The 18863-nt window shown below is 73.4% G+C and carries 17 protein-coding genes and 2 pseudogenes; 9 read left to right on the forward strand and 10 right to left on the reverse strand.

Features of this window, described 5'->3' with window-relative positions:
* Nucleotides 1-330 carry a 2Fe-2S iron-sulfur cluster-binding protein gene (locus AC156L_RS21875; protein ID WP_330874828.1) on the reverse strand — a complete coding sequence of 110 codons (330 nt, stop codon included), beginning with the start codon at nucleotides 328-330 and terminating at the stop codon, nucleotides 1-3.
* Between the two features lie 126 nt (nucleotides 331-456).
* Here AC156L_RS21875 and AC156L_RS21880 point away from each other — a divergent pair, with 126 nt between their 5' ends.
* A complete protein-coding gene (locus AC156L_RS21880; protein WP_330874829.1) occupies nucleotides 457-1302 on the forward strand; it encodes an alpha/beta fold hydrolase in 846 nt (281 codons plus the stop codon).
* Here AC156L_RS21880 and AC156L_RS21885 read toward each other — a convergent pair.
* A complete protein-coding gene (locus AC156L_RS21885) occupies nucleotides 1282-1989 on the reverse strand; it encodes a FadR/GntR family transcriptional regulator (protein ID WP_330874830.1) in 708 nt (235 codons plus the stop codon). The two genes, AC156L_RS21880 and AC156L_RS21885, sit on opposite strands and share 21 nt — an antisense overlap.
* Before the next feature lie 126 nt (nucleotides 1990-2115).
* Between AC156L_RS21885 and AC156L_RS21890 the strand changes: the two genes are divergently transcribed.
* Nucleotides 2116-3141 (forward strand): magnesium and cobalt transport protein CorA, encoded by a 1026-nt coding sequence (locus AC156L_RS21890; RefSeq protein WP_330874831.1) that lies wholly within the window; start codon nucleotides 2116-2118, stop codon nucleotides 3139-3141.
* Here AC156L_RS21890 and AC156L_RS21895 read toward each other — a convergent pair.
* A complete protein-coding gene (locus tag AC156L_RS21895; RefSeq protein WP_330874832.1) occupies nucleotides 3119-3718 on the reverse strand; it encodes a TetR/AcrR family transcriptional regulator in 600 nt (199 codons plus the stop codon). The two genes, AC156L_RS21890 and AC156L_RS21895, sit on opposite strands and share 23 nt — an antisense overlap.
* Before the next feature lie 90 nt (nucleotides 3719-3808).
* Between AC156L_RS21895 and AC156L_RS21900 the strand changes: the two genes are divergently transcribed.
* The 4 genes and pseudogenes from AC156L_RS21900 to AC156L_RS21915 all read left to right on the forward strand — a co-directional run.
* Entirely contained in the window at nucleotides 3809-4246 is a 438-nt protein-coding gene (locus AC156L_RS21900) for a nuclear transport factor 2 family protein (RefSeq protein ID WP_330874833.1), read from the forward strand.
* On the forward strand, nucleotides 4239-5075 hold the full coding sequence (locus tag AC156L_RS21905; protein WP_330874834.1) for an NmrA family NAD(P)-binding protein: 837 nt from the start codon (nucleotides 4239-4241) through the stop codon (nucleotides 5073-5075). The genes AC156L_RS21900 and AC156L_RS21905 overlap by 8 nt, the downstream gene beginning before the upstream one ends.
* Before the next feature lie 74 nt (nucleotides 5076-5149).
* Nucleotides 5150-6055, forward strand: a complete 906-nt coding sequence (locus tag AC156L_RS21910; RefSeq protein WP_330874835.1) for an MBL fold metallo-hydrolase — start codon at nucleotides 5150-5152, stop codon at nucleotides 6053-6055.
* A pseudogene (locus AC156L_RS21915) lies at nucleotides 6055-6213 on the forward strand (carboxylesterase family protein); the annotation flags it as partial. The gene AC156L_RS21910 and the pseudogene AC156L_RS21915, both read left to right, overlap by 1 nt.
* Nucleotides 6214-7089: 876 nt before the next feature.
* Here the strand turns inward: AC156L_RS21915 and AC156L_RS21920 are convergent.
* Both AC156L_RS21920 and AC156L_RS21925 read right to left on the reverse strand, forming a co-directional pair.
* Entirely contained in the window at nucleotides 7090-7440 is a 351-nt protein-coding gene (locus tag AC156L_RS21920; RefSeq protein ID WP_330874934.1) for an MmcQ/YjbR family DNA-binding protein, read from the reverse strand.
* A 42-nt stretch (nucleotides 7441-7482) separates the two neighbouring features.
* Nucleotides 7483-9801: an extracellular catalytic domain type 1 short-chain-length polyhydroxyalkanoate depolymerase gene (locus tag AC156L_RS21925; RefSeq protein WP_330874836.1), complete on the reverse strand. Its 2319-nt coding sequence runs from the start codon at nucleotides 9799-9801 to the stop codon at nucleotides 7483-7485.
* A gap of 371 nt (nucleotides 9802-10172) precedes the next feature.
* On the opposite strand from AC156L_RS21925, the gene AC156L_RS21930 reads away from it, so the two are divergent.
* Nucleotides 10173-13832: a family 78 glycoside hydrolase catalytic domain gene (locus AC156L_RS21930; protein WP_330874837.1), complete on the forward strand. Its 3660-nt coding sequence runs from the start codon at nucleotides 10173-10175 to the stop codon at nucleotides 13830-13832.
* On the opposite strand, the pseudogene AC156L_RS21935 reads toward AC156L_RS21930, so the two are convergent.
* The 4 genes and pseudogenes from AC156L_RS21935 to AC156L_RS21950 form a co-directional block, all read right to left on the reverse strand.
* Nucleotides 13816-14139: pseudogene (locus AC156L_RS21935) on the reverse strand (amidase family protein); the annotation flags it as partial. The gene AC156L_RS21930 and the pseudogene AC156L_RS21935 overlap by 17 nt on opposite strands.
* Before the next feature lie 30 nt (nucleotides 14140-14169).
* Nucleotides 14170-14469 carry a hypothetical protein gene (locus tag AC156L_RS21940; RefSeq protein WP_330874838.1) on the reverse strand — a complete coding sequence of 100 codons (300 nt, stop codon included), beginning with the start codon at nucleotides 14467-14469 and terminating at the stop codon, nucleotides 14170-14172.
* A gap of 148 nt (nucleotides 14470-14617) precedes the next feature.
* Complete coding sequence (locus AC156L_RS21945; RefSeq protein ID WP_330874839.1) at nucleotides 14618-15163, reverse strand: GNAT family N-acetyltransferase; 546 nt, start codon at nucleotides 15161-15163, stop codon at nucleotides 14618-14620.
* 25 nt (nucleotides 15164-15188) lie between these two features.
* A complete protein-coding gene (locus AC156L_RS21950; RefSeq protein WP_330874840.1) occupies nucleotides 15189-15392 on the reverse strand; it encodes a hypothetical protein in 204 nt (67 codons plus the stop codon).
* A 469-nt stretch (nucleotides 15393-15861) separates the two neighbouring features.
* On the opposite strand from AC156L_RS21950, the gene AC156L_RS21955 reads away from it, so the two are divergent.
* Nucleotides 15862-16164, forward strand: coding sequence for a DUF3040 domain-containing protein (locus tag AC156L_RS21955; protein WP_330874841.1), 303 nt, complete (start codon nucleotides 15862-15864; stop codon nucleotides 16162-16164).
* A 122-nt stretch (nucleotides 16165-16286) separates the two neighbouring features.
* Here the strand turns inward: AC156L_RS21955 and AC156L_RS21960 are convergent, their stop codons facing one another.
* Nucleotides 16287-17501: a cysteine desulfurase-like protein gene (locus tag AC156L_RS21960; RefSeq protein ID WP_484407214.1), complete on the reverse strand. Its 1215-nt coding sequence runs from the start codon at nucleotides 17499-17501 to the stop codon at nucleotides 16287-16289.
* A gap of 127 nt (nucleotides 17502-17628) precedes the next feature.
* Between AC156L_RS21960 and AC156L_RS21965 the strand changes: the two genes are divergently transcribed.
* Nucleotides 17629-18837: a GNAT family N-acetyltransferase gene (locus tag AC156L_RS21965; RefSeq protein WP_330874843.1), complete on the forward strand. Its 1209-nt coding sequence runs from the start codon at nucleotides 17629-17631 to the stop codon at nucleotides 18835-18837.
* Nucleotides 18838-18863: the final 26 nt, after the last annotated feature.

Raw genomic sequence — 18863 nt, forward strand, 5'->3', positions numbered from 1 at the left:
TCACCGTCCTTCCTCGTCCGCGAGCGCTGTGCTGACCAGAACCGCGCGCAGCGGTGCGGGACCGAGGTCGACCACGACGTCGGTGACGGGCTCGGCGCGGCAGGGCAGGCACAGCCCCGCCGCCCGCTCGGCCGCGTCGAGGACCGAGTCGGCGACCGGGTGCGCGTAGCGCACGCGCCCCTCGACCAGCCGGGCCTTGCACGCCCCGCAGCCCCCGCGCCGACACCGGTACGGGCTCCGCCAGCCCGCCCGGCGCAGCGCGTCGACCACCGACTCACCGGTCCGCGCCTCGGCGCGGACGTCGTGCGGCACCACGGTGACGCTGGGCATCGCGTTGGCCTCCCGACCGCTTGTTGCGCAAAGTTCCACTAGTTCGGCAAGTGTATGACCAGCTCTGCCGATTGTTCAAGTCTGAACTTCCTAGAATCTTCCAGATTCTTGTGGAACTATCGAGCGATGGGTGAGAACAACGACGAGATCGGCCGGACCGTCGCCGTCGGCGGCGTGGCGACCAACTACCACGACCTCGGTGGAGGGCCGCCGGTCCTGCTGGTCCACGGGTCCGGTCCAGGGGTCTCGGCGTGGGCGAACTGGCGCACCGTGCTGCCCGAGCTGTCCCGGCACCACCGCGTCGTCGCGCCCGACGTCCTCGGATTCGGCTACACGCAACGACCTCCGGACGTCGCCTACGGCCCCGACGTCTGGCTCGACCACCTGCTCGGCTTCCTCGACGCGCTGGACCTGCCCGTGGTCTCCGTGGTGGGCAACAGCTTCGGCGGCGCGCTGGCGCTGCGCCTGGCGGCCAGGGCCCCGGAGCGGGTCGACCGGCTCGTCCTCATGGGCAGCGTCGGCGTCCCGTTCGACCTCACGCCCGGTCTCGACGCCGTCTGGGGGTTCGAGCCGTCGCTCGACGCGATGCGCGACCTCATGCGGGTGTTCACCCACGACGGGGCCGCGGTGGGCGACGACCTCGCGCGCCTGCGCCTCGACGCGGCCACCCGCCCCGGCGTGCACGAGGCCTACTCCCGCATGTTCCCCGCTCCCCGGCAGGACGGCGTCGACGCGATGGCGCTCGACGAGGAGGTGATCGCGGCCCTGCCGCACGAGACGCTCATCGTCCACGGCCGCGACGACCGGGTGATCCCGATGGCCACCTCGTTGCGGCTGCTCGACCTCATCGACCGCTCGCAGCTGCACGTGTTCGCGCGGTGCGGCCACTGGGTGCAGATCGAGCACGGCGCGCGGTTCGCCGCGCTCGTGGAGGGCTTCCTGGCGGAGGGGTCAGGCGCTGCGGCCCGGTGACCGCGACGGCTCGGAGATCCGGACCAGGTCGGCCCGGTGCTCCACCAGCGCCTTGGCGAGCGCGCCGTGGTCGCGGGTCGTGATCGCCCTCGCCAGGCGCGCGTGCACCTCGACGTTGCGGTCGATCACCTCGCACACGTCCGGGCCGGAGAACTCGGCCCGGACCAGCGTGCCGCGCACCAGGGTCACGATCGACTCGTACATGCCCGCCAGCACCGGCACGCGCGCCGCCCTCGCGACGGCGCTGTGGAAGCGCATGTTCGCCTCCAGGTAGGCCCTCGCGTCCTCCCGCGCGTTCCGCAGCTCCTCCAGCGCCCACGCGAGGTCGCGCGCGTCCTCCGGCGTCGCCCGTTCCGCCGCCGTGCTCGCGAAGCCGTCCTCCATCAGCGACCTGGCCTCGAAGAGGTCGACGGCGTCCACGAGCAGACCGCGGAACCACAGGTCGATCACGCCCAGCCGCACCTGCGGGGGCGGCTGGGAGATGAACACCCCGCCCTGCGCGCCCGGTTTGACGTGCACCACGTCCCGCTCCCGCAGGATCCGCAGCGCCTCGTTCATCGCGTTGGCGCTGACGCCGAAGCGCTCGATCAGCTCCGTCCTGAGGGCGAAGCGCGCGCCCGAGTCCAACCGCCGCTCCAGGATCTCCTGTTCGAGGTCGGCGGCGATCCGTTCGGGGATGGACGACATGGCCGGAGTCTCCCACAACCGCGGGTCCGGGCGGTCGAGGTCGTCCGTGTCGTGGGGCGTCGGGAGCCGCGGATCGGCCGTGCGGTGGGATGGCGGTCGGCATCGCGGTGCGAGGGGGAGGAACACATGACTGACGCGTCGGCCGAGGGGCACGGGGTGCGCGGCGCTGTGGTCGGGTGCGCGGTCTACGTCGACGGTGAGCGGCTGCCGGGGGAGTGGACCTACCGGGGCGCGGCGGCCGAGGTGCGCCGGCGGGGGACCGGGTTCGTGTGGCTCGGGCTGCTGGAGCCCACGGCCGAGCAGGTGCGGTCGGTCGCCGAGGTGTTCGGGCTGCCCGCGCGGTCGGTGCGCGACGCCGTGGCCGGGTACGTGCGGCCGAAGGCGGCGCGGTACGGGGACGTCACGTTCCTGGTGCTCAAGACGGCGCGGCACGTCGCCCACCCCGCACCCGGCGGTGGCGGGGAGATCGTGGAGACCGGCGAGGTGATGGCGTTCCTCGGGAACGACTTCGTCATCACCGTCCGGCACGGGGCCCATTCGAGCCTGCACGGGTTGCGGGAGGAGCTGGAGGCCTCGCCCGAGCGGTTGGCGCTGGGGCCGTCGGCCGTGCTGCACGCCGTCGCGGGGCACGTGGTGGACAGCCACGTCGAGGTCGTGTCGGCGTTCGAGGGGGACATCGACGCGATCGAGGCGCTGGTGTTCGCGCCCGGCGTGCTGGTGGGGGCCGAGCAGATGTACCTGATGAAGCGCGAGGTCGTGGAGCTGAACCGGTCGGTCACGCCGCTGGCCGTCGTGCTGCGGGAAGCGGTGGAGAGCCCGGAGGTGGTGGGGGAGGTGCGGGAGGGGTTCCGGGACCTGCTCGACCGGCTGGCCGTGGTGTCGGAGCGGATCGAGTCGTTCGACCAGCTGCTGACGAGCCTGCTGTACGCGACGCTGGCGAGGATCACGCTGCGGCAGAACGACGACGTCCGGAAGATCACGTCGTGGGCCGCCATCGTCGCGCTGCCCACGATGGTGTTCGGGTTGTACGGGATGAACTTCGAGCACATGCCAGAGCTGGGGTGGGAGTACGGGTACCACGGGGTGCTGGGGTTCGTGGCGGTGGGGTGCCTGGTGCTGCACCGGACGTTCAAGCGGAACCGGTGGTTGTGACCGCGCGGAGGATCAGGTCCGTCAGGTCGTCCAGGTAGGTCGGTTCCACCGGGAAGCCCCGGACGCTCAGGCGCCAGTAGACCGGCGCGGCCAGGAGGTCCTGGAGCAGTTCCAGGTCCACGTCCGCGCGCAGTTCGCCGCGCTCCACCGCCCGGTGCAGCATCACGGCCGAGCGCTCGCGCCTCGGTGTGCCGATCATGTTCTTCATGAACGCGCACAGCTCCGGGTTGCGGGTCGCCTCCGCCGCGAGGTCGGGCATGATCCTGGAGAAGCTGGGGTCGGTCAGCCAGGTGAGCACGCTGTCCAGCGCCTCGCGCAGGTCTCCCCGCAGTGAGCCGGTGTCCGGGGTCGCGGCCAGCGCCACGCTGAAGTCGGCCAGCACCGCCATCGCCATCTCCTGCTTGGAGGGCCAGCGGCGGTAGAGCGCGCTCTTGCCCACGCCCGCCCGCTTGGCGACCGACTCCATCGACAGCCTCGCGTAGCCCTGCTCGGCCCACTCGGCCAGCACGGCGTCGGTGATGGCCTTGGTGACACCGGGTTGCAGCAGGGCCGCCCCGGTGGGCGCGCGACGGGTCATGCGAAGAGTGTAGCGACGAGACGGTGCCGTCCCGTCCTGTGCTACGTTGGTCGGGACGCTACCGTCTCGTCCTATTTAGGAGATCGTCAGATGACACCCCAGGAACTCGTCGCCCACGCCACGGAGCTGCTGCTGAAGGGCGACACGGCCGCCTTCGCGGACCTGTGGGCCGAGGACGGCGTGCTGGAGTTCCCGTTCGCCCAACCCGGTGCCCCTCGGCGGCTGGACGGTCGCGCGGCCGTGCGGGAGTACCTGAAGGGGTACCCGGACGTGCTCGACATCCGCGAGATCCCCGAGCCGGTCGTGCACGTGACCACCGACCCGGAGGTGGTGGTCGCGGAGTTCACGGCCAACGGGGTCGTGGTGCCGACCGGCAAGGCCTACTCGATGTCGTACATCGCGGTGATCACCGTGCGGGACGGCGAGATCCGGCACTACCGCGACTACTGGAGCCCGGCCGCCGCCGCCGACGTCCTGAGCGGCGCCGGGGAGACCGCGGGCGCGTTCGCCGGGAACGCCGATGTCTGAGGTCCTGGTGCTCGGGGCGACCGGCACGACCGGCTCGCGGGTCGTCGAGTTCCTCCAGCGCCGAGGTACCCCGGTCCGGCGGGCCACGCGCACGCCCCGGGAGGCCGGGCAGGTCCGCTTCGACTGGGCCGACCGGTCCACCCACGCGGCGGCGCTGTCCGGGGCGTCGGCCGTCTACCTGGTCGCGCCCATCGGGGTGGTCGACCCCGTGCCGGTGGTGGAGCCGTTCCTCGCCGACGCGCTGGCGGCGGGGGTGCGGCGCGTGGTGCTGCTCAGCTCGTCGGCGATGGAGGAGGGCGACCGGCCGCTCGGCGCGCTGCACTCCCTCGTCCGCGCCGAGGTTCCGGAGTGGACGGTGCTGCGGCCGTCCTGGTTCATGCAGAACTTCACCGGTGCCCACCAGGTGGGAGCGGGTGTGCGGACGGGGGAGATCGTCAGCGCGACGGGCGGTGCCAGGGTCGCGTTCGTCGACGCGGGCGACATCGCCGCCGTCGCCGGGCACGCGCTGACCGACGCCGTGCCGCACAACACCGACCACGTGCTGACGGGGCCGGAGGCGGTGAGCTACGCGGAGGCCGCCGAGATCATCGGGAAGTGGACCGGCACCCCCGTGCGGCACCGGTCGCTCAGCACGGAGGAGCTCACCCGGCACCTCGCGGCGTCGGGGCTGCCCGCCGAGTTCGCCGCGTTCCTCGCCGCGCTGGACGAGGACGTCCGGGGCGGGTCGGAGGACCGGGTCACCGACGCCGTCGACCGCGTGACCGGGCGGCCCGCCCGCGCGTTCCGCGAGTTCGTGGAGGCGGAGGTCCCCCGACCCGGCCGTGCCTAGCCCCCGCGGGGTGTGGATAACGCCGCTCCGGAACCTCAGGATTCGTTGTGGGACAACGAAATCCGGAGGCTGATGTGGACGAGATCACGGTGGGCGACGTCGTGGTGGCGCGCGTGGAGGAGATGCACGGGCCGGTGGGCATGACACCGGACCAGTTCTTCCCCGGCTCGCCCGAGAAGGCGTGGCGGGACCGGCACGACCTGCTCGTGCCGGACCACCTGAACCCCGCCGACAACGTCGTGCAGGTCGCGATGCAGACGTGGCTGCTGCGCAGCGGGGGCCGCACGATCCTGGTGGACACGGGCGTCGGCAACGACAAGTCGCGGCCCGCCGTCGCCTGGTGGGACCACCTGGACCTCGACTACCTCGGGAACCTCGACCGGGCGGGCGTGCGGCCGGAGGACGTGGACGTCGTGGTGAACACGCACCTGCACGTCGACCACGTCGGCTGGAACACCCGGCTGCGCGACGGCGAGTGGGAGCCGACGTTCCCGAACGCCACGTACCTGGTGCCGAAGGCGGACTTCGAGTTCTGGAACCCCGCGAACAACCCCGCGGTCGCGGGCGGGGTCAACGAGAACGTGTTCGAGGACAGCGTCGCGCCCGTGCACGCGAACGGGCAGGTGGTGCTGTGGGAGGACGAGCACCGGATCGACGCGAACCTGACCCTGGAGGCCGCACCCGGCCACACGCCGGGGTCGAGCGTGCTCAAGCTCCGCTCCGGCGGCGAGCAGGCGCTGTTCGCGGGCGACCTGGTGCACACGCCGTGGCAGGTGGCCGAACCCGACCACAACAGCTGCTTCTGCGAGGACGCCGCGGGGTCGCGCCGGACGCGGCGGCACCTGCTCGCCTGGGCGGCCGACCAGCGCGCGCTGGTGCTGCCCGCGCACATCAGCGGCCACAGCGCGTTCACCGTCGAGCACCGGGGTTCCTCGTTCGCCATCTCCGGGTGGGCCCCGTTCCCGCGGTACGGCGCGTGATGGGCACCCCGGTGGTGCGCACGACCTCGGGGCCGGTGCGCCGCCGGAGAGCCGCGCACGGCACGGAGTTCCTCGGTGTGCCGTACGCGGCACCCCCGGTCAGCGCGCTGCGGTTCGCCCCGCCCCGGCCGCACGAGCCGTGGACGGAGGTCCGGGACGCAGGCACCACGCCGTTCAGCCTGGTGCTGGACCAGCAGCCCGCCGACGCCGTGCGCGGCGGGATCGACCTGCTCATCGGCACCAACCTCCACGAGGGGAGCCTGTACCTGCGGCCCGCCGAGGACGTGCCGACCCTCGCGGCCCGCTTCCACGAGCGACCGGACGACGTGGTGCGGCGGCACCGGGCCGAGCGGCCGAACGCCGCGGAGTGGGAGCCGCGGACCGCCGTCCTGGGCGAGGGCCTGCTCGGCGCGGGAACGCGGCGCCTGGCCGACGCGCACGCCGCGACCGGCTCGCCGACGTTCGTCCGCGAGTTCACCTGGCGGTCCGACGCCCTAGACGGCCGGTTCGGCGCGGGCCACGTGGTGGAGCTGCCGTTCGTCTTCGACCGCGTCGACCTGCCGTCGCCGCACGGGCCGAACGCCCTGCTCGGCACGACCGCCCCACCCGCCGACCTCGCCACCCGGACGCACCGGGCGCGGGTGGACTTCGCCACGACCGGCGATCCGGGCTGGCCCCGGTCCGAACCGGGCAGGCGGGTGGTGCGGCGGATCGGCTCGACCTGGGACCTGGTCGGCCAGCCGCACCACCGCCCGGTGGCTCGACGACGACCGCTCGACGTTCCCCACGGGGACGCGGGCACACCGACGATCGCGGCGGCCGAGGTCGTCGGGCCGGTGACCTCCGGGGGTGTGCCCGCCCTGGTGGACCCCTGCGCCGCGCGTGGCCTCGGTGTCCAGGTGCGGACCCGGCCCGGCACCACCGTCGAGGAGCCGGGTGAGGACCGAGAGCCTCGTCGGTGGTCGTGGTCCGGACGAACCGGTGGCCGATTCCCGTGCCGGGAGTCGGTCCCGCGCACCGACGTCGGTGCGCTCCTAGCGCTGGGCCAGGTCGGGTACCTCGGCGATGAGCGACTCGGGCGCGGACAGCCGCCACGCCTCGAACACGAGTTCCGTGAGTTCGTCCACCTCGATCCCGTCGAGGTGGACGACCACCCAGCCGAACCCGCCCGAGGTGAACTGCGGCTCGAACACGTCCGGGCGTTCGGCCACGAGGGCGAGTTGTTCGGACACGGTCTGCTTCAGGCCGACCGTGCGCGTGCGCGGCCAGTGGTAGCCGAACCGCTTGCCGCTCACGCTGAACGAGCTGTACTGCTCGCCCTCCGCGCGCGTCACGTCGACGAGCCCGCCGACGACCTCGAAGAACTCGTCACTGTCCACAGCCACCGCGACCCCCAAAGTACTGGGAGCGCAGTATAGGCCGCCGCGTCAGGGACGCTGGAAGCGCTGGAAGAACTGCCACATCAGGGAGTTCGCCGAGATCTCCCGCGTGGTGGAGCCGTTGCCCGCCGACCCGGTCGGCGAACCGGGCCACGTGTGCCCGCCGTCGGAGACCGAGTAGAGGACGACCTCCACGCCCGCCCCGCAGCCGGTGTAGGCGGACCGGCCCACGTGCGCGGAGACCTGCGTGGTGGTCGGGCTCGCGCCGCAGCCGCCGAGCACCGCCCACCGCTGCTGCGCCGCGGGCACGGAGTACCGCCACACGTCGCCGCCGCCGCCCGCGTACGGGTTGGTGGCGTCCTGCTGACCGTGGAACGCGATCACGGGCACACCGCGCCCCGGTTGGCAGGAACCGGCTTCCGGCCGGGAGGCGTCCTGCGGGTCGGGACGGCCCGCGCGCAGCCCGGCCACCGGCGCGACGGCGGCGATCCGGTCGGGACGGGCGCAGGCGTAGGCCGAGATCATCCGGCCGCCGCCGGAGTACCCGGTGCCGTGGACGCGGGTCGTGTCGGCGCACAGGGGACCGGCCAGGGTGGCGACGACCTGGTCCAGGAAGGCCACGTCGTCCCGAGCGCCCGCGGGAGGGGAGCCGACACCGGGCACGTTCCACACGTACCCGCCGCCGCTGGGGATCGCGCCGCTCGGCGCGACCACGAGGTACCGGTCTCGGTCCGCCGCGGCCTTCATGTCGCTGTAGGCGAGCTGGCCCGCGCCCGTTCCGGTGCTGCCGTGCAGGTTCAGCACCAGGGGGAGGGTGCCGTCGGCGCCCGCGGGCACGTACGCGGTGACCTGGTAGGTGGTCCCGGCGAACGTGACCGGCAGGATCCGTTCGCCGGGACCGACGGCGCGCGTGCACCGCGCCGAACTCCCCGGCAGCACCCAGTTCTGGTTGGTCTGCCCGTTGCAGGTCCAGATCTGCAACGGGGTCCGGTCGGCGCTCGACTGCCCGGTGGCGTCGAGGCACTTCCCGGTCTCGGGGTTCACCAGGGTGCTCCCGTTCGCCGTCCACCGCTGGTGCTCGTTGCCCGCCAGGCAGGTCCAGAGCTGCACCCCCGTGCCGTCGGCGTTGATGCCGCCGTTGACGTCCAGGCACCCGCCCAGCGCCCGGACCGTGCCGTCCGCGCCGACGGTCCACTGCTGCGCGCTGCCGCCGTCGCACGGGTAGAGCTGCACCCTGGTGCCGTTCGCCGGGTTGGCGCCCGCGACGTCGACGCACTTGCCCCCGAGACCGGTGATCGGGCCGACCCGCGCGCCACCGCCCCCGCCGCCCGCCGGAACGGTGAACTCGCCGCGGTTGAGCACGCGGGGGGAGAAGTACGACGCCTGCACGGCGGCGTTGTTGTTGTACGCCGGGTCGGTGAGCCACTCCGCCCACACCATCCACCACGCCCAGCGCGGCTGCGCGTCCATCAGCGCCGGGCTCGGCACGCGGCCGACCTCGGCCAGTGCGATCGGCTTCCCGCCCGCCACGGCGAGCATCGCCTGGTAGTCCGACGCGCTCGGGTCGTACTTGGCCCACACGTCGAGGCTGGCGACGTCCACGTAGGACGCTCCCGGCCAGTACTCCCCGATCGAGCCCATGTTCACGTCCTTGACGTTCCACACCCACACCAGGTTCGTGAGGCCCTGGGTCCTGGTGTAGAAGTCGTGGGCGATCTGGTAGAGCTTGCGGCTGCCCGCCGCGCCGGGCTTGCCGCCCCACCACGACCAGCCGTCGTTCATCTCGTGGATCGGCCGCCACAGCACGGGAACGCCCGCGTTCTGGAGCTGGCGCAGGTAGGGGACGGCCTCGTTCAGCCGGTTCTTGTACGCCGTGTTGAGCGCGCTGCCGTCGGTGACGATCTGGCTCCACTGGCCCGCGTCGAGGCTGGAGTTGATGTCGTTGGCCCAGTCGCAGGTGGACCCCTTGGTGGGCGGGCAGAGGTGCCACGTCAGCGCGACCACGGAGCCGCCGCGCCACTGCCGGATCGCCTCGTCGACCATCGACTGGCGGTGGTTCACGTCGTCCGGCAGGAACAGGAAGTCACCGCCCCACAGCCCCGGCGTCTGGCCGGTGATGCCCTGGGCGACGCGGGTGTACTTCGTCGGGTCGGAGTTGGGTTCGCGGTTGTGCTGGCCGGACAGCGTGTACCGGCCGGAGATGCCGGACAGGTAGTCGATCAGGGCCGCGCGGGTGGAGGCGGGGAACGCCCGCGCCGACAGGGGGGTGAGCAGGGACGTGACCAGCAGGAGCACGGCGACGGTCGCGAACCGCCGCCGGACCGGTGGTCCTCGGTGTTCTCCGGGGTTTCGCTGGGTGGAGCGCATGGGACGGCCTCCTTGGTTCACAGGGGGTGGTGACCGTGTTGCTTAACCGGATAAGCATCTGGACCATAGGAGCATTCTCGCTGTCTGTCAACGTTTCATGACTCAGGGTTGATGTCACGAAGAGTCCTGTTGCTTAACCGTGAAAGTGACGTATCGGCCAGCGGCCGCTGGGCCGAACGGCGTCGTCCTGGTCGGCGGGGATCTCCGGGGCTGGTCGACCTGGCGGTTGACGGCTGTGACGCCGATCACTTAACTTCGTCGTGCCAGCGGAATTGAAACGTTTTAATCGATCGGGTCCCTGCCCTCGACATCCCGCGGAGCCCAGCATGCGACGCGCACCAACCGCACGGCGAGGACGTCTCCACGTCCTCGTGGCGAGCCTCGTCCTCCTCCTGATCTCCACCACCCTGGCCGGGCCGACCGCCTCGGCCGCCGCCATCCCCGTCAGCCTCGGCGGAGCCCACTGGGTCTGGTTCCCGGAGGGCAACCCCGCCGTGTCCGCCCCGGCGGGCGACCGGTACTTCCGCCGGACGTTCACCGTTCCGACCGGCGCGGTCGCGGAGGCCCAGTTCGTCGTCACCGGCGACGACACGGTCGACGTCTGGCTCAACGGCACGCCACTGGCCTCCTCCGCCCGCGAGGTCGACTCGTGGACGAAGGCCCTGCACGTCGACCTGCGGTCCGCGCTGACCACCGGCGCGAACACGCTCGCCGTCGTGTCGCGCAACTCCTCCGCAGGGCCTGCCGGCCTGCTCGGACGGGTGCGCGTCGTCACGGCGGGCGGCACGGTCGACCTCACCACCGACGGCGCCTGGAAGGTCTCGCGCACCCCGGAGGACGGCTGGGAGATGCCCGGCTTCGGCGACGGCCCCTGGTCGGCGGCGGCCGACCTCGGGGCCAACGGCACCGGACCGTGGGGCAACCGGGTCACCGCACCCGACCCGAACGCCCCGTCACCGCTCGGCGTCGGCGCCACGACCACGGAACGCCGGGTCGACCCGCTCGGGATCGACACGCCCCGGCCCCGGTTCGGCTGGAAGCTGACCGGTGGCGCGGGCCAGGCGCAGGGCGCCTACCAGGTGCTCGTCAGCACCGGTCCGAGCGCCGCGACCGGCGACGTGTGGGACAGCGGGCCCGTCGCGAGCGGCCGGTCGGTCGACGTCGTCCACGCGGGCGGCGCGCTGGCGTCGCACACCCGCTACTTCTGGCGCGTCCGGATCTGGGACACCCAGGGACGGGCGAGCGGCTGGAGCGCCGTGCGGTCGTTCGAAACCGGCCTGCTGGCCCCGGCGACGGAGTGGCGGGGGGCGTTCATCGGGCAGCCCGGCACCCCGCAGGGCCTGGGCGGGGCGAACTGGATCTGGTACTCCGAGGGCGATCCGGCCGCGGGCGTGCCCGCCGCGACCCGCTACTTCCGCACCACCGCCACCCTCACCTCGGCGCCGCGGGTCGCGAGCCTGGTCGTCACCGGCGACGACACCGTGGACGTGTGGATCAACGGCACGCAGGTCAGCACCTCGCCGCGGGTCGTGGACTCGTGGAGGACGGCGGCCGTCGTCGACGTCGCGAGCAGGCTGCGCGCGGGCGCCAACACCATCGCGCTGTCCGGCCAGAACACCAGCCAGTCGCCCGCGGGCGTCATCGCCCGGCTCGTGGTGGCCGGCACCGCCGTCGCGGACACCGACGCGAGCTGGAAGTCCTCCCGGTCCGCGCCACCCGGCTGGGAGCAGCCCGGCTTCGACGACTCGGCCTGGCCCGCGGCCAAGGTCGCCGCGGCCTACGGCACGGGGCCGTGGGGGAGCGGGGTCAGCGTTCCGCAGACCACCCCGTCCCCGTTGCTGCGCAAGGCCTTCACCGTCGGCAAGCCGATCGCCGAGGCCCGGCTGTTCACCACCGCGCTCGGCCTGCACGAGACGAGGCTGAACGGCGCCAAGGTGGGTGACGACGTGCTCGCGCCGGGCTGGACCGACTACCGGAAGCGCTTGCAGTACAAGGAGTACGACGTCACCGACCGGATCGTCCAGGGGACGAACGCGCTCGGCGCGTGGCTGGGCAACGGCTGGTACGCGGGCACCGTCGCCTGGTACGGCGGCGGCAACTACGGCCCCAAGCCGTGGTACTCGGCCCAGCTCCGGCTGACCCACACCGACGGCACCACCTCCGTCGTCGCGACCGACGGCAGCTGGAAGTACACCGCGGGCCCGATCACCGCCGACGACATGCAGATGGGCGAGCGCTACGACGCCCGCAAGCTCCCCGGCGGCTGGGACGGGGCGGCGTTCGACGACAGCTCCTGGGGCGCGGTCGGCGTGCGCGCCGAGGCGCCGCCGAATCTGGTGGCCCAGGTCGACGAGGGCGTGCGGGTGCGGCACGACCGGACCCCGGTCGCGATCACCCAGCCCAGGCCCGGTGTGTGGATCTTCGACCTCGGGCAGAACGCCACCGGCTGGAACCGGCTGCGCGTCGCGGGCCCGGCGGGCACCGTGGTGACCATGCGGCACGGCGAGATCCTCAACGCCGACGGCACGCTGTACACCGAGAACCTGAGGATCGACGGCCTCGGCACGGACACCTACACGCTGTCCGGCAACGGGACGGAGACCTACGAGCCCCGGTTCACCGTGCACGGCTACCGCTACGTCGAGGTGACCGGCTTCCCCGGCACGCCCACCGCGTCCGCCGTCACCGGCCGCACCGCGTGGACGGCCGCGCCGGAGGCGGGCACGCTGAGCACGTCCAACCCGATGCTCAACAGGGTGCAGCAGGCGATCGTGTGGGGCCAGCGCTCCAACATGCTGTCCCTGCCGACGGACTGCCCGCAGCGCGACGAACGGCTGGGCTGGACCGGTGACATCGCGGCGTTCGCGGCCACGTCGACGTTCAACATGGACATGTCGACGTTCCTCGACAAGTTCACCGACGACCTCACCGACGCCCAGCACGCCGACGGCGCCTTCACCAACACCGCCCCGGACCTCGGTGCGGGACAGGGGATCGCGGGCTGGGGCGACGCCGGGGTGATCGTGCCCCACACGCTCTGGCAGCGCTCCGGCGACGTGCGCGTGGTCGACGAGAACTTCTCGGCGATGACCCGGTGGGTCGAGTACCTGCGCTCCACCGCGGACGCGAACCTGATCCGCGACGACGGCGGCTTCGGGGACTGGCTCAACGTCCAGGACGACACGGCCCGCAACATCATCTCCACGGCGTTCTTCAGCTGGTCGGCGCGGCTCGTGTCGCGGATGGCCGAGGCGACCGGGCGGACCGCCGACGCCGCGCGGTACGGCGCGCTCGCCGACCAGGTCGCGGCGGCGTTCACCTCGCGGTTCGTGGCGGCCGACGGCACGGTGTCCGGGAACACGCAGACCGGGTACGTGCTGGCGCTCGCGTTCGGGCTCGTGCCGCAGAACCGCGTGCAGTCGTTGGTGGACAAGCTGGTCGCGAGGATCGGCGCGTCCGGCGGACACCTGACGGTCGGGTTCCTCGGTGTGGAGAACCTCCTGCCGGTGCTGGCCGACCACGGTCGCGCCGACGTCGCCTACCAGGTGCTGCTCCAGCCCGACTACCCCGGCTGGGGCTACATGGTGAACAGGGGAGCGACGACGATCTGGGAGCGCTGGGACGGCATCCGGCCGGACGGGAGCCTCCAGGACAAGGGGATGAACTCCTTCAACCACTACGGGTTCGGCTCGGTCGGCGACTTCCTCTACCGCCAGGTCGGCGGCCTCGGCCCGGCGTCGCCGGGGTACCGGTCGCAGCTGGTCGCGCCCAAGCCCGGTGGTGGGCTGACGTCCGCCAGGTCCGCCTACGAGACGCCGTACGGGAAGGCGGTCAGCGACTGGTCCGTCTCCGGTGGCGTGCTGACCCTGCGGGTCACGGTGCCCGCCGGGACGTCGGCGACCGTTCGGGTCCCCGCGGCGTCGGCCGCGGCCGTGACGGCTCCGGCCCAGGCCGTGCCGTTCGGTTACGGCGGCGGCTCGGCCGCCTACCGCCTGCCCGCCGGTAACCACACCTTCACCGCTCCGGCGTAGCCGGCGGAGGGGAGGGCGCCACCGGTGCCCTCCCCTCGGGCAGGTCGCCGAACGCGGCCCGGACGGCGCTCGCGGTGGCGAGCAGCCGGGCGTCGTCGAAGGGGCGGCCCTCCAGGCGCATCCCCGCGGGCGGTCCGGCACCGGTCGTCCCGGCGGGCAGCGACACCATCGGCAGGCCCGCGACGGTGCCCGACCCGGTGCCGCGGGTGGCGGTCGCGAAGACCGGCACGGCGCGGCCGTTCAGCACCACGGTCTCGCTCTCGCCCAGGAGGGGAGGCGGGATCGGCGCGGTGGGCCCGATCAGGACGTCGACCTCGGCCCGCGCGAACGCCGCGCCTCAGCCGCCGGCGCGCCTGCCGTGCGGCCCGGCAGCGCTCGGGCGTGACGGGGAGGACGCCATCAGCTCCACGAGCGCGCGGACGTCCGGCGACCCGACCAGCTCCGCCCGCTCCCGCACGGGCGCGGTCGCCAGCGGTGCCGCGAGTCCAGGGCGGATCAGCCCCGCCGCCTCGAACAGCACCAGGTCGACACCCGGCCCCGCGCCCACCGCGAGGTCGTCGTGGACGTCCGGGTCGACGAGCCGGGCACCCGCGTCCGCCGGCGCGGCACGCGCGACCTCGGGGCGACGCTGATCCACTCGCCGCGGGTCGGCGACCTCGCCCGCTCCAGGCACTCGTCCAGTCGCTCCACCCCACCGACGCCAAGGACACCCGCGGTGGAGTCAGTTGCGCGGTCGGCGAGTTCTGGTTCACCGGCGCGCACCGCCCGGTCCGCCGAGGACGGCCCTACCCCCGCCACTCGGGCGCGAGGACGGACCAGACCTCGATGTCGTGCCGCTCGCCCCGGTGCGGGTAGCTCTGCCGCAGCACGCCCTCCCTGGTGAACCCGAGCCGCTCGGCCACGGCGGTGCTGGCCGTGTTCCCCGTCGCCGCCCGCCACTCCACCCGGTGCACGCCCCGCTCGTGGACCGCCCAGTCGATGATCACCCGCGCCGCCCTGGTCACGAGTCCCCTCCCGGTCGCCGACGGCTCCAGCCAGCACCCCGCCTCGGCGAGGCCGAGCGACAGGTCCATCGTCCGGAACAGCACGCCGCCCACCAGGACGTCGTCCACCCAGATGCCGTCGATCCGGCCGGTGCCTGCCGCCGCCCTCTCCGCGTACGACCGGAGGTAGGCCCGGCTCGACGCCAGGTCGGTGACGGCGTCCGGCAGGCCGACGTACCGCCCGACGTACTCGCGCCCGCGGTCCACGTGGGTGAGGAACTCCTCGGCGTGCCAGGGGGTGAGCGGCCGCAGTTCCGCGCCGTCGTCGCCGAGGGACTTCGCGTACACAGGCAACCTCCGCGGTCGAACCCGATCAGCCGGGCGCGATCTTCGCACGCGCCAGGGCCTCCAGGCGTCGAACGACGTCGTGCGGGGCCGCGGAGGCGTCGACCTCCGCGGTGGCGGTCGCACGCGGCAGCGGTTCCGCGGCGGCGAGGTCGGCCGGTGCCTTCGCCCTCTCCTCCGGCCGCTTGCCGCAGGGGTTGTCGGTGCGGGCCGCGATGCGGGCAGGCAGCACGTCGGCGGGGCGCTCAGCAGGACGACGTGGTCGAACAGCGGGGAGGAGGCGCCCTGGTCGGTCCGGCACCCGGCGACGAAGAGGTGATCGCCGTCGTGGCCGGTGAGCAGGTCGGTCATCGCCTCCTCGCGCCACACCCGGTCCGGCGAACCGTCCGGCCCGGTGGTCCCGCGGCTCCACCGGTCGGTGTCGGTGTCGACCGTCCGGTGACCGCGCGGGACTGGCAGCCGCGGGGCCGTCGACCCGCCGGTGCCCGACGCGCCCGTGATGAGGATCTTCGCCATCCCGAGGACCCCGAACGGACCGACCAGTCCTGGGAGCGGTCCCAGTTCCGCGCCGTCGTGTCTCCACTGGTCTGGACCGCGCTCGTGCCACGGTGGATTTCGTGGCCGTCGGCCGAATCCTGGGTAATACTGGGGTCGGTCGGGGTCCGAGTCCCCAGCGGGCACAGCGCGGAGGTGGCTGACGAGTGGCGTTGCGCGATCAGGAGATACGGCAACTCGCCGAGATCGAACGGGGGTTGACCGAAGGCGATCCCCGGTTCGCCGCCACGGTGCGCAAGCTGAACGGGCGCACGTCGCGGGTTCCCCGTGCGGTCCGGGGCGTCCTCGTGCTGCTGGCGACCTACCTGGTCGGACTGGCCGTGATCGTCCTCGGCACGTGGTGGTCCTCGGTCGTCCTCGTGGCGGTGGGCGCGGTCGTGACCGCGAGCATGCCCGCGCTGGTGGCCTACCGGGCCTACCGCGCGTGGCGGCGGGAGCGGGCGGGCTGACGCCCGGCCCGTGACGCGGGCGGCCGTCGACCGCGGTCGACGGCCCGCGCGCACCCCGGGCCGACCATCGTCGAGACGGCATCGACGATGGCGCGGCGCGGAGACGTGCGCTGACCCGGCCCTCACCCGGCCCCGGTCAGCTCCGCCACCGCCGCGAGCAGGCGGTCGACGTCCTCGCGGTTGTTGTAGTGCGCCAGCCCCGCCCGCACCGCGCCCCCGGAGTCCCGCAGGCCGAGCGCGCCGGTCAGCTCCCACGCGTAGCTGTGCCCGTGCCACACGTTCACGCCGCTGACCGCCAGGTGCTCCGCCACCTCGGCGGGCGTGCGGCCCGCGACGCGGAAGTACGCGATGGCGGTCCGCCGGGCGGGCTTGCCGTACAGCGTCACGTCGGGCAGGCCGCCGAGTCCGCCCAGCAGCACCTCGAAGAGTTCGCCCTCGTGCGCCGCGACGGCGTCCATCGACACCCGCAGCCGCTCGCGGCGGGACAGCGACGGCAGCGGGAGCGCCAGCCCGGCCAGGTGCTCGACGGCGGCCGTGACCCCGGCCAGGTCGGCGAACGGCGAGGTGCCCGTCTCGAACCGCTCCGGCACCCGGTCCGGCGACGGCACCAGCTTCTCCGGGTGCAGGGTCTCCAGCAGCGCCGGGTCCGCGACGAGGGCGCCGATGTGCGGGCCCGCCCACTTGTAGGCGCTGGTGATGAAGAAGTCGGCGCCCAGTTCGCGGACGTCGGGCAGGTCGTGCGGGGTCGAGTGGACACCGTCGACGAACGTCAGGGCGCCCGCGGCACGGGCCTTGGCGGTGATCGCGGCGACGTCCGGCCGGGTGCCGAGGATGTTGCTCGCCGCCGTCACGGCCACCAGCCTGGTGCGGTCGCCGAGCAGCGCGTCGTACTGGTCAGCGGGCAGCTCGCCGGTGTCGACGTCGACCTCCGCCCACCGGACCACGGCTCCCGCGCGGGCCGCCGCCTGCACCCACGGGCGGACGTTGGCGTCGTGGTCGAGCCGCGACAGGACGATCTCGTCGCCCTCGCGCCAGTCCGCGGACAGGGTGTGGGCGAACCGGTAGACCAGCGTCGTGCTGTTCGGCCCGAGCACGACCCCGGACGCCTCCCCGCCCACCAGGTCGGCCACCGCCTGCCGCGCGTCGGCGACGATCGCCGTCGACCGGCCGCTCGCGGGGAACGGGCCCCCGACGTTGCCGATGCCCACCCGGTAGGCGGAGGAGATGGCGTCGATCACGGAGGTCGGCGTCTGCGTGCCCGCCGCGCCGTCGAGGTAGCTGTACCCGTCGCTCAGCGCGGGGAACCGGGAACGGACGGCGGCGATGTCGAAGGTCATGACGGCCAGCCTCGTCCAGTCGAGGCTCGCGCGGAAGTGGCGATCCGGGCGAAGGGATGTCACAGGACGTGAAGTTAGGTTAGCCTTCGCTGTCTTTCCGGTGGTCAACGGTGTGAAGGAACAGCTCATGGGTGATGACCCGTTCACAGTCCGTGTTCTCACGGTCGACGACGTGGTGCCGCTGCGCCGCGTCCTCGCCGGTGCCTTCCTCACCGACCTGGACGAGGACCGGCCCGAGCGGGTGGAGCACGTGATCGAGTTCGACCGCGCCCGCGGCGTCTTCCACGGCGACGAGATGGTCGGCGTCGGAGCGGTGCTCACCCGCGAGATCACCCTGCCCGGAGGCGTCGTGGCGCCCGCCGCGGCGCTGACGGCGGCCGGGGTGCGGCCCGGCTACCAGCGGAGGGGAGCGCTCAACCGGCTGGTGGCGAGCCTGGTGGACGGCGTGCCCGAGGCCTTCGCGGTCCTGTGGGCCTCCGACGGGGCGATCTACGGCCGCTTCGGCTGCGGTTCGCTGGCGTCGGACCTGGTGCACGTCGCCCTCCCGCACGGCGCGGCGTTCCACGCGGGCGTCGACGTCGGCGACGCGGTGGTCCGCGAGGTCACCCGCGAACAGGCGCTCCCGGTGCTGAAGGAGGTCTACGAGCGGGTGCGGACCTCGCGCGTCGGGTGGCTCGGCCGGACGGACGGCTCGTGGGAGTTCCACCTCGCCGACGAGGACCGGTACCGCGACGGGCTCTCGGCGTTCCGCTACGCCCTGCACCCGCGGGGGTACGTCGTCTACCGGGTGAAGACCGCGTGGGACGAGCGCGGGCCGCGCGACGAGCTCCACGTGCACGAGCTGGTCGCGGAGACCGACGTCGCGCACGCCGCGCTCTACCGCCACCTGCTCGACCTGGGCCTCGGCGGCGAGGTCACGCACCACACGGCGGCCGACGACCCGATCCCGCACCTGCTCGCCAACCCGCGCGCCGCGGTCCGGCGGCGCCACGACGCGCTGTGGGTGCGGCTCGTCCACCTCGACCGCGCGCTGGAGCAGCGGCGCTACCTGTCCGACGTGGACGTGGTGATCGAGGTGGACGACCCGCTCCTCCCGCGCAACGCGGGCCGGTGGCGGTTCACCGTCGAGAAGGGCCGCGCCTCGGTGCGCAGGACGGACGACGAGCCGGACGTCAGCGCGGACGTGGCCGCGCTCGGGTCGGCCTTCCTCGGCGGCACCCGCCTGAGCGTGCTCGCCCGAGCGGGCCGGGTGCGCGAGCACACCTCCGGGTCGGTCGGCGCGCTGTCGGTCGCGTTCCTCGCCGAGCACGCCCCGCACTGCCCCGAGCTGTTCTGACGGGCACCACCCCGGTGGGCTGGTGG

It is taken from the genome of Umezawaea sp., assembly GCF_057122925.1.

Excerpts from the sequence above, each read along its gene's own strand:
- AC156L_RS21875 (WP_330874828.1), bottom strand. The coding sequence starts at position 330 with ATGCCCAGCGTCACCGTGGTGCCGCACGACGTCCGCGCCGAGGCGCGG.
- AC156L_RS21880 (WP_330874829.1), top strand. The coding sequence starts at position 457 with ATGGGTGAGAACAACGACGAGATCGGCCGGACCGTCGCCGTCGGCGGC.
- AC156L_RS21885 (WP_330874830.1), bottom strand. The coding sequence starts at position 1,989 with ATGTCGTCCATCCCCGAACGGATCGCCGCCGACCTCGAACAGGAGATC.
- AC156L_RS21890 (WP_330874831.1), top strand. The coding sequence starts at position 2,116 with ATGACTGACGCGTCGGCCGAGGGGCACGGGGTGCGCGGCGCTGTGGTC.
- AC156L_RS21895 (WP_330874832.1), bottom strand. The coding sequence starts at position 3,718 with ATGACCCGTCGCGCGCCCACCGGGGCGGCCCTGCTGCAACCCGGTGTC.
- AC156L_RS21900 (WP_330874833.1), top strand. The coding sequence starts at position 3,809 with ATGACACCCCAGGAACTCGTCGCCCACGCCACGGAGCTGCTGCTGAAG.
- AC156L_RS21905 (WP_330874834.1), top strand. The coding sequence starts at position 4,239 with ATGTCTGAGGTCCTGGTGCTCGGGGCGACCGGCACGACCGGCTCGCGG.
- AC156L_RS21925 (WP_330874836.1), bottom strand. The coding sequence starts at position 9,801 with ATGCGCTCCACCCAGCGAAACCCCGGAGAACACCGAGGACCACCGGTC.
- AC156L_RS21960 (WP_484407214.1), bottom strand. The coding sequence starts at position 17,501 with ATGACCTTCGACATCGCCGCCGTCCGTTCCCGGTTCCCCGCGCTGAGC.
- AC156L_RS21965 (WP_330874843.1), top strand. The coding sequence starts at position 17,629 with ATGGGTGATGACCCGTTCACAGTCCGTGTTCTCACGGTCGACGACGTG.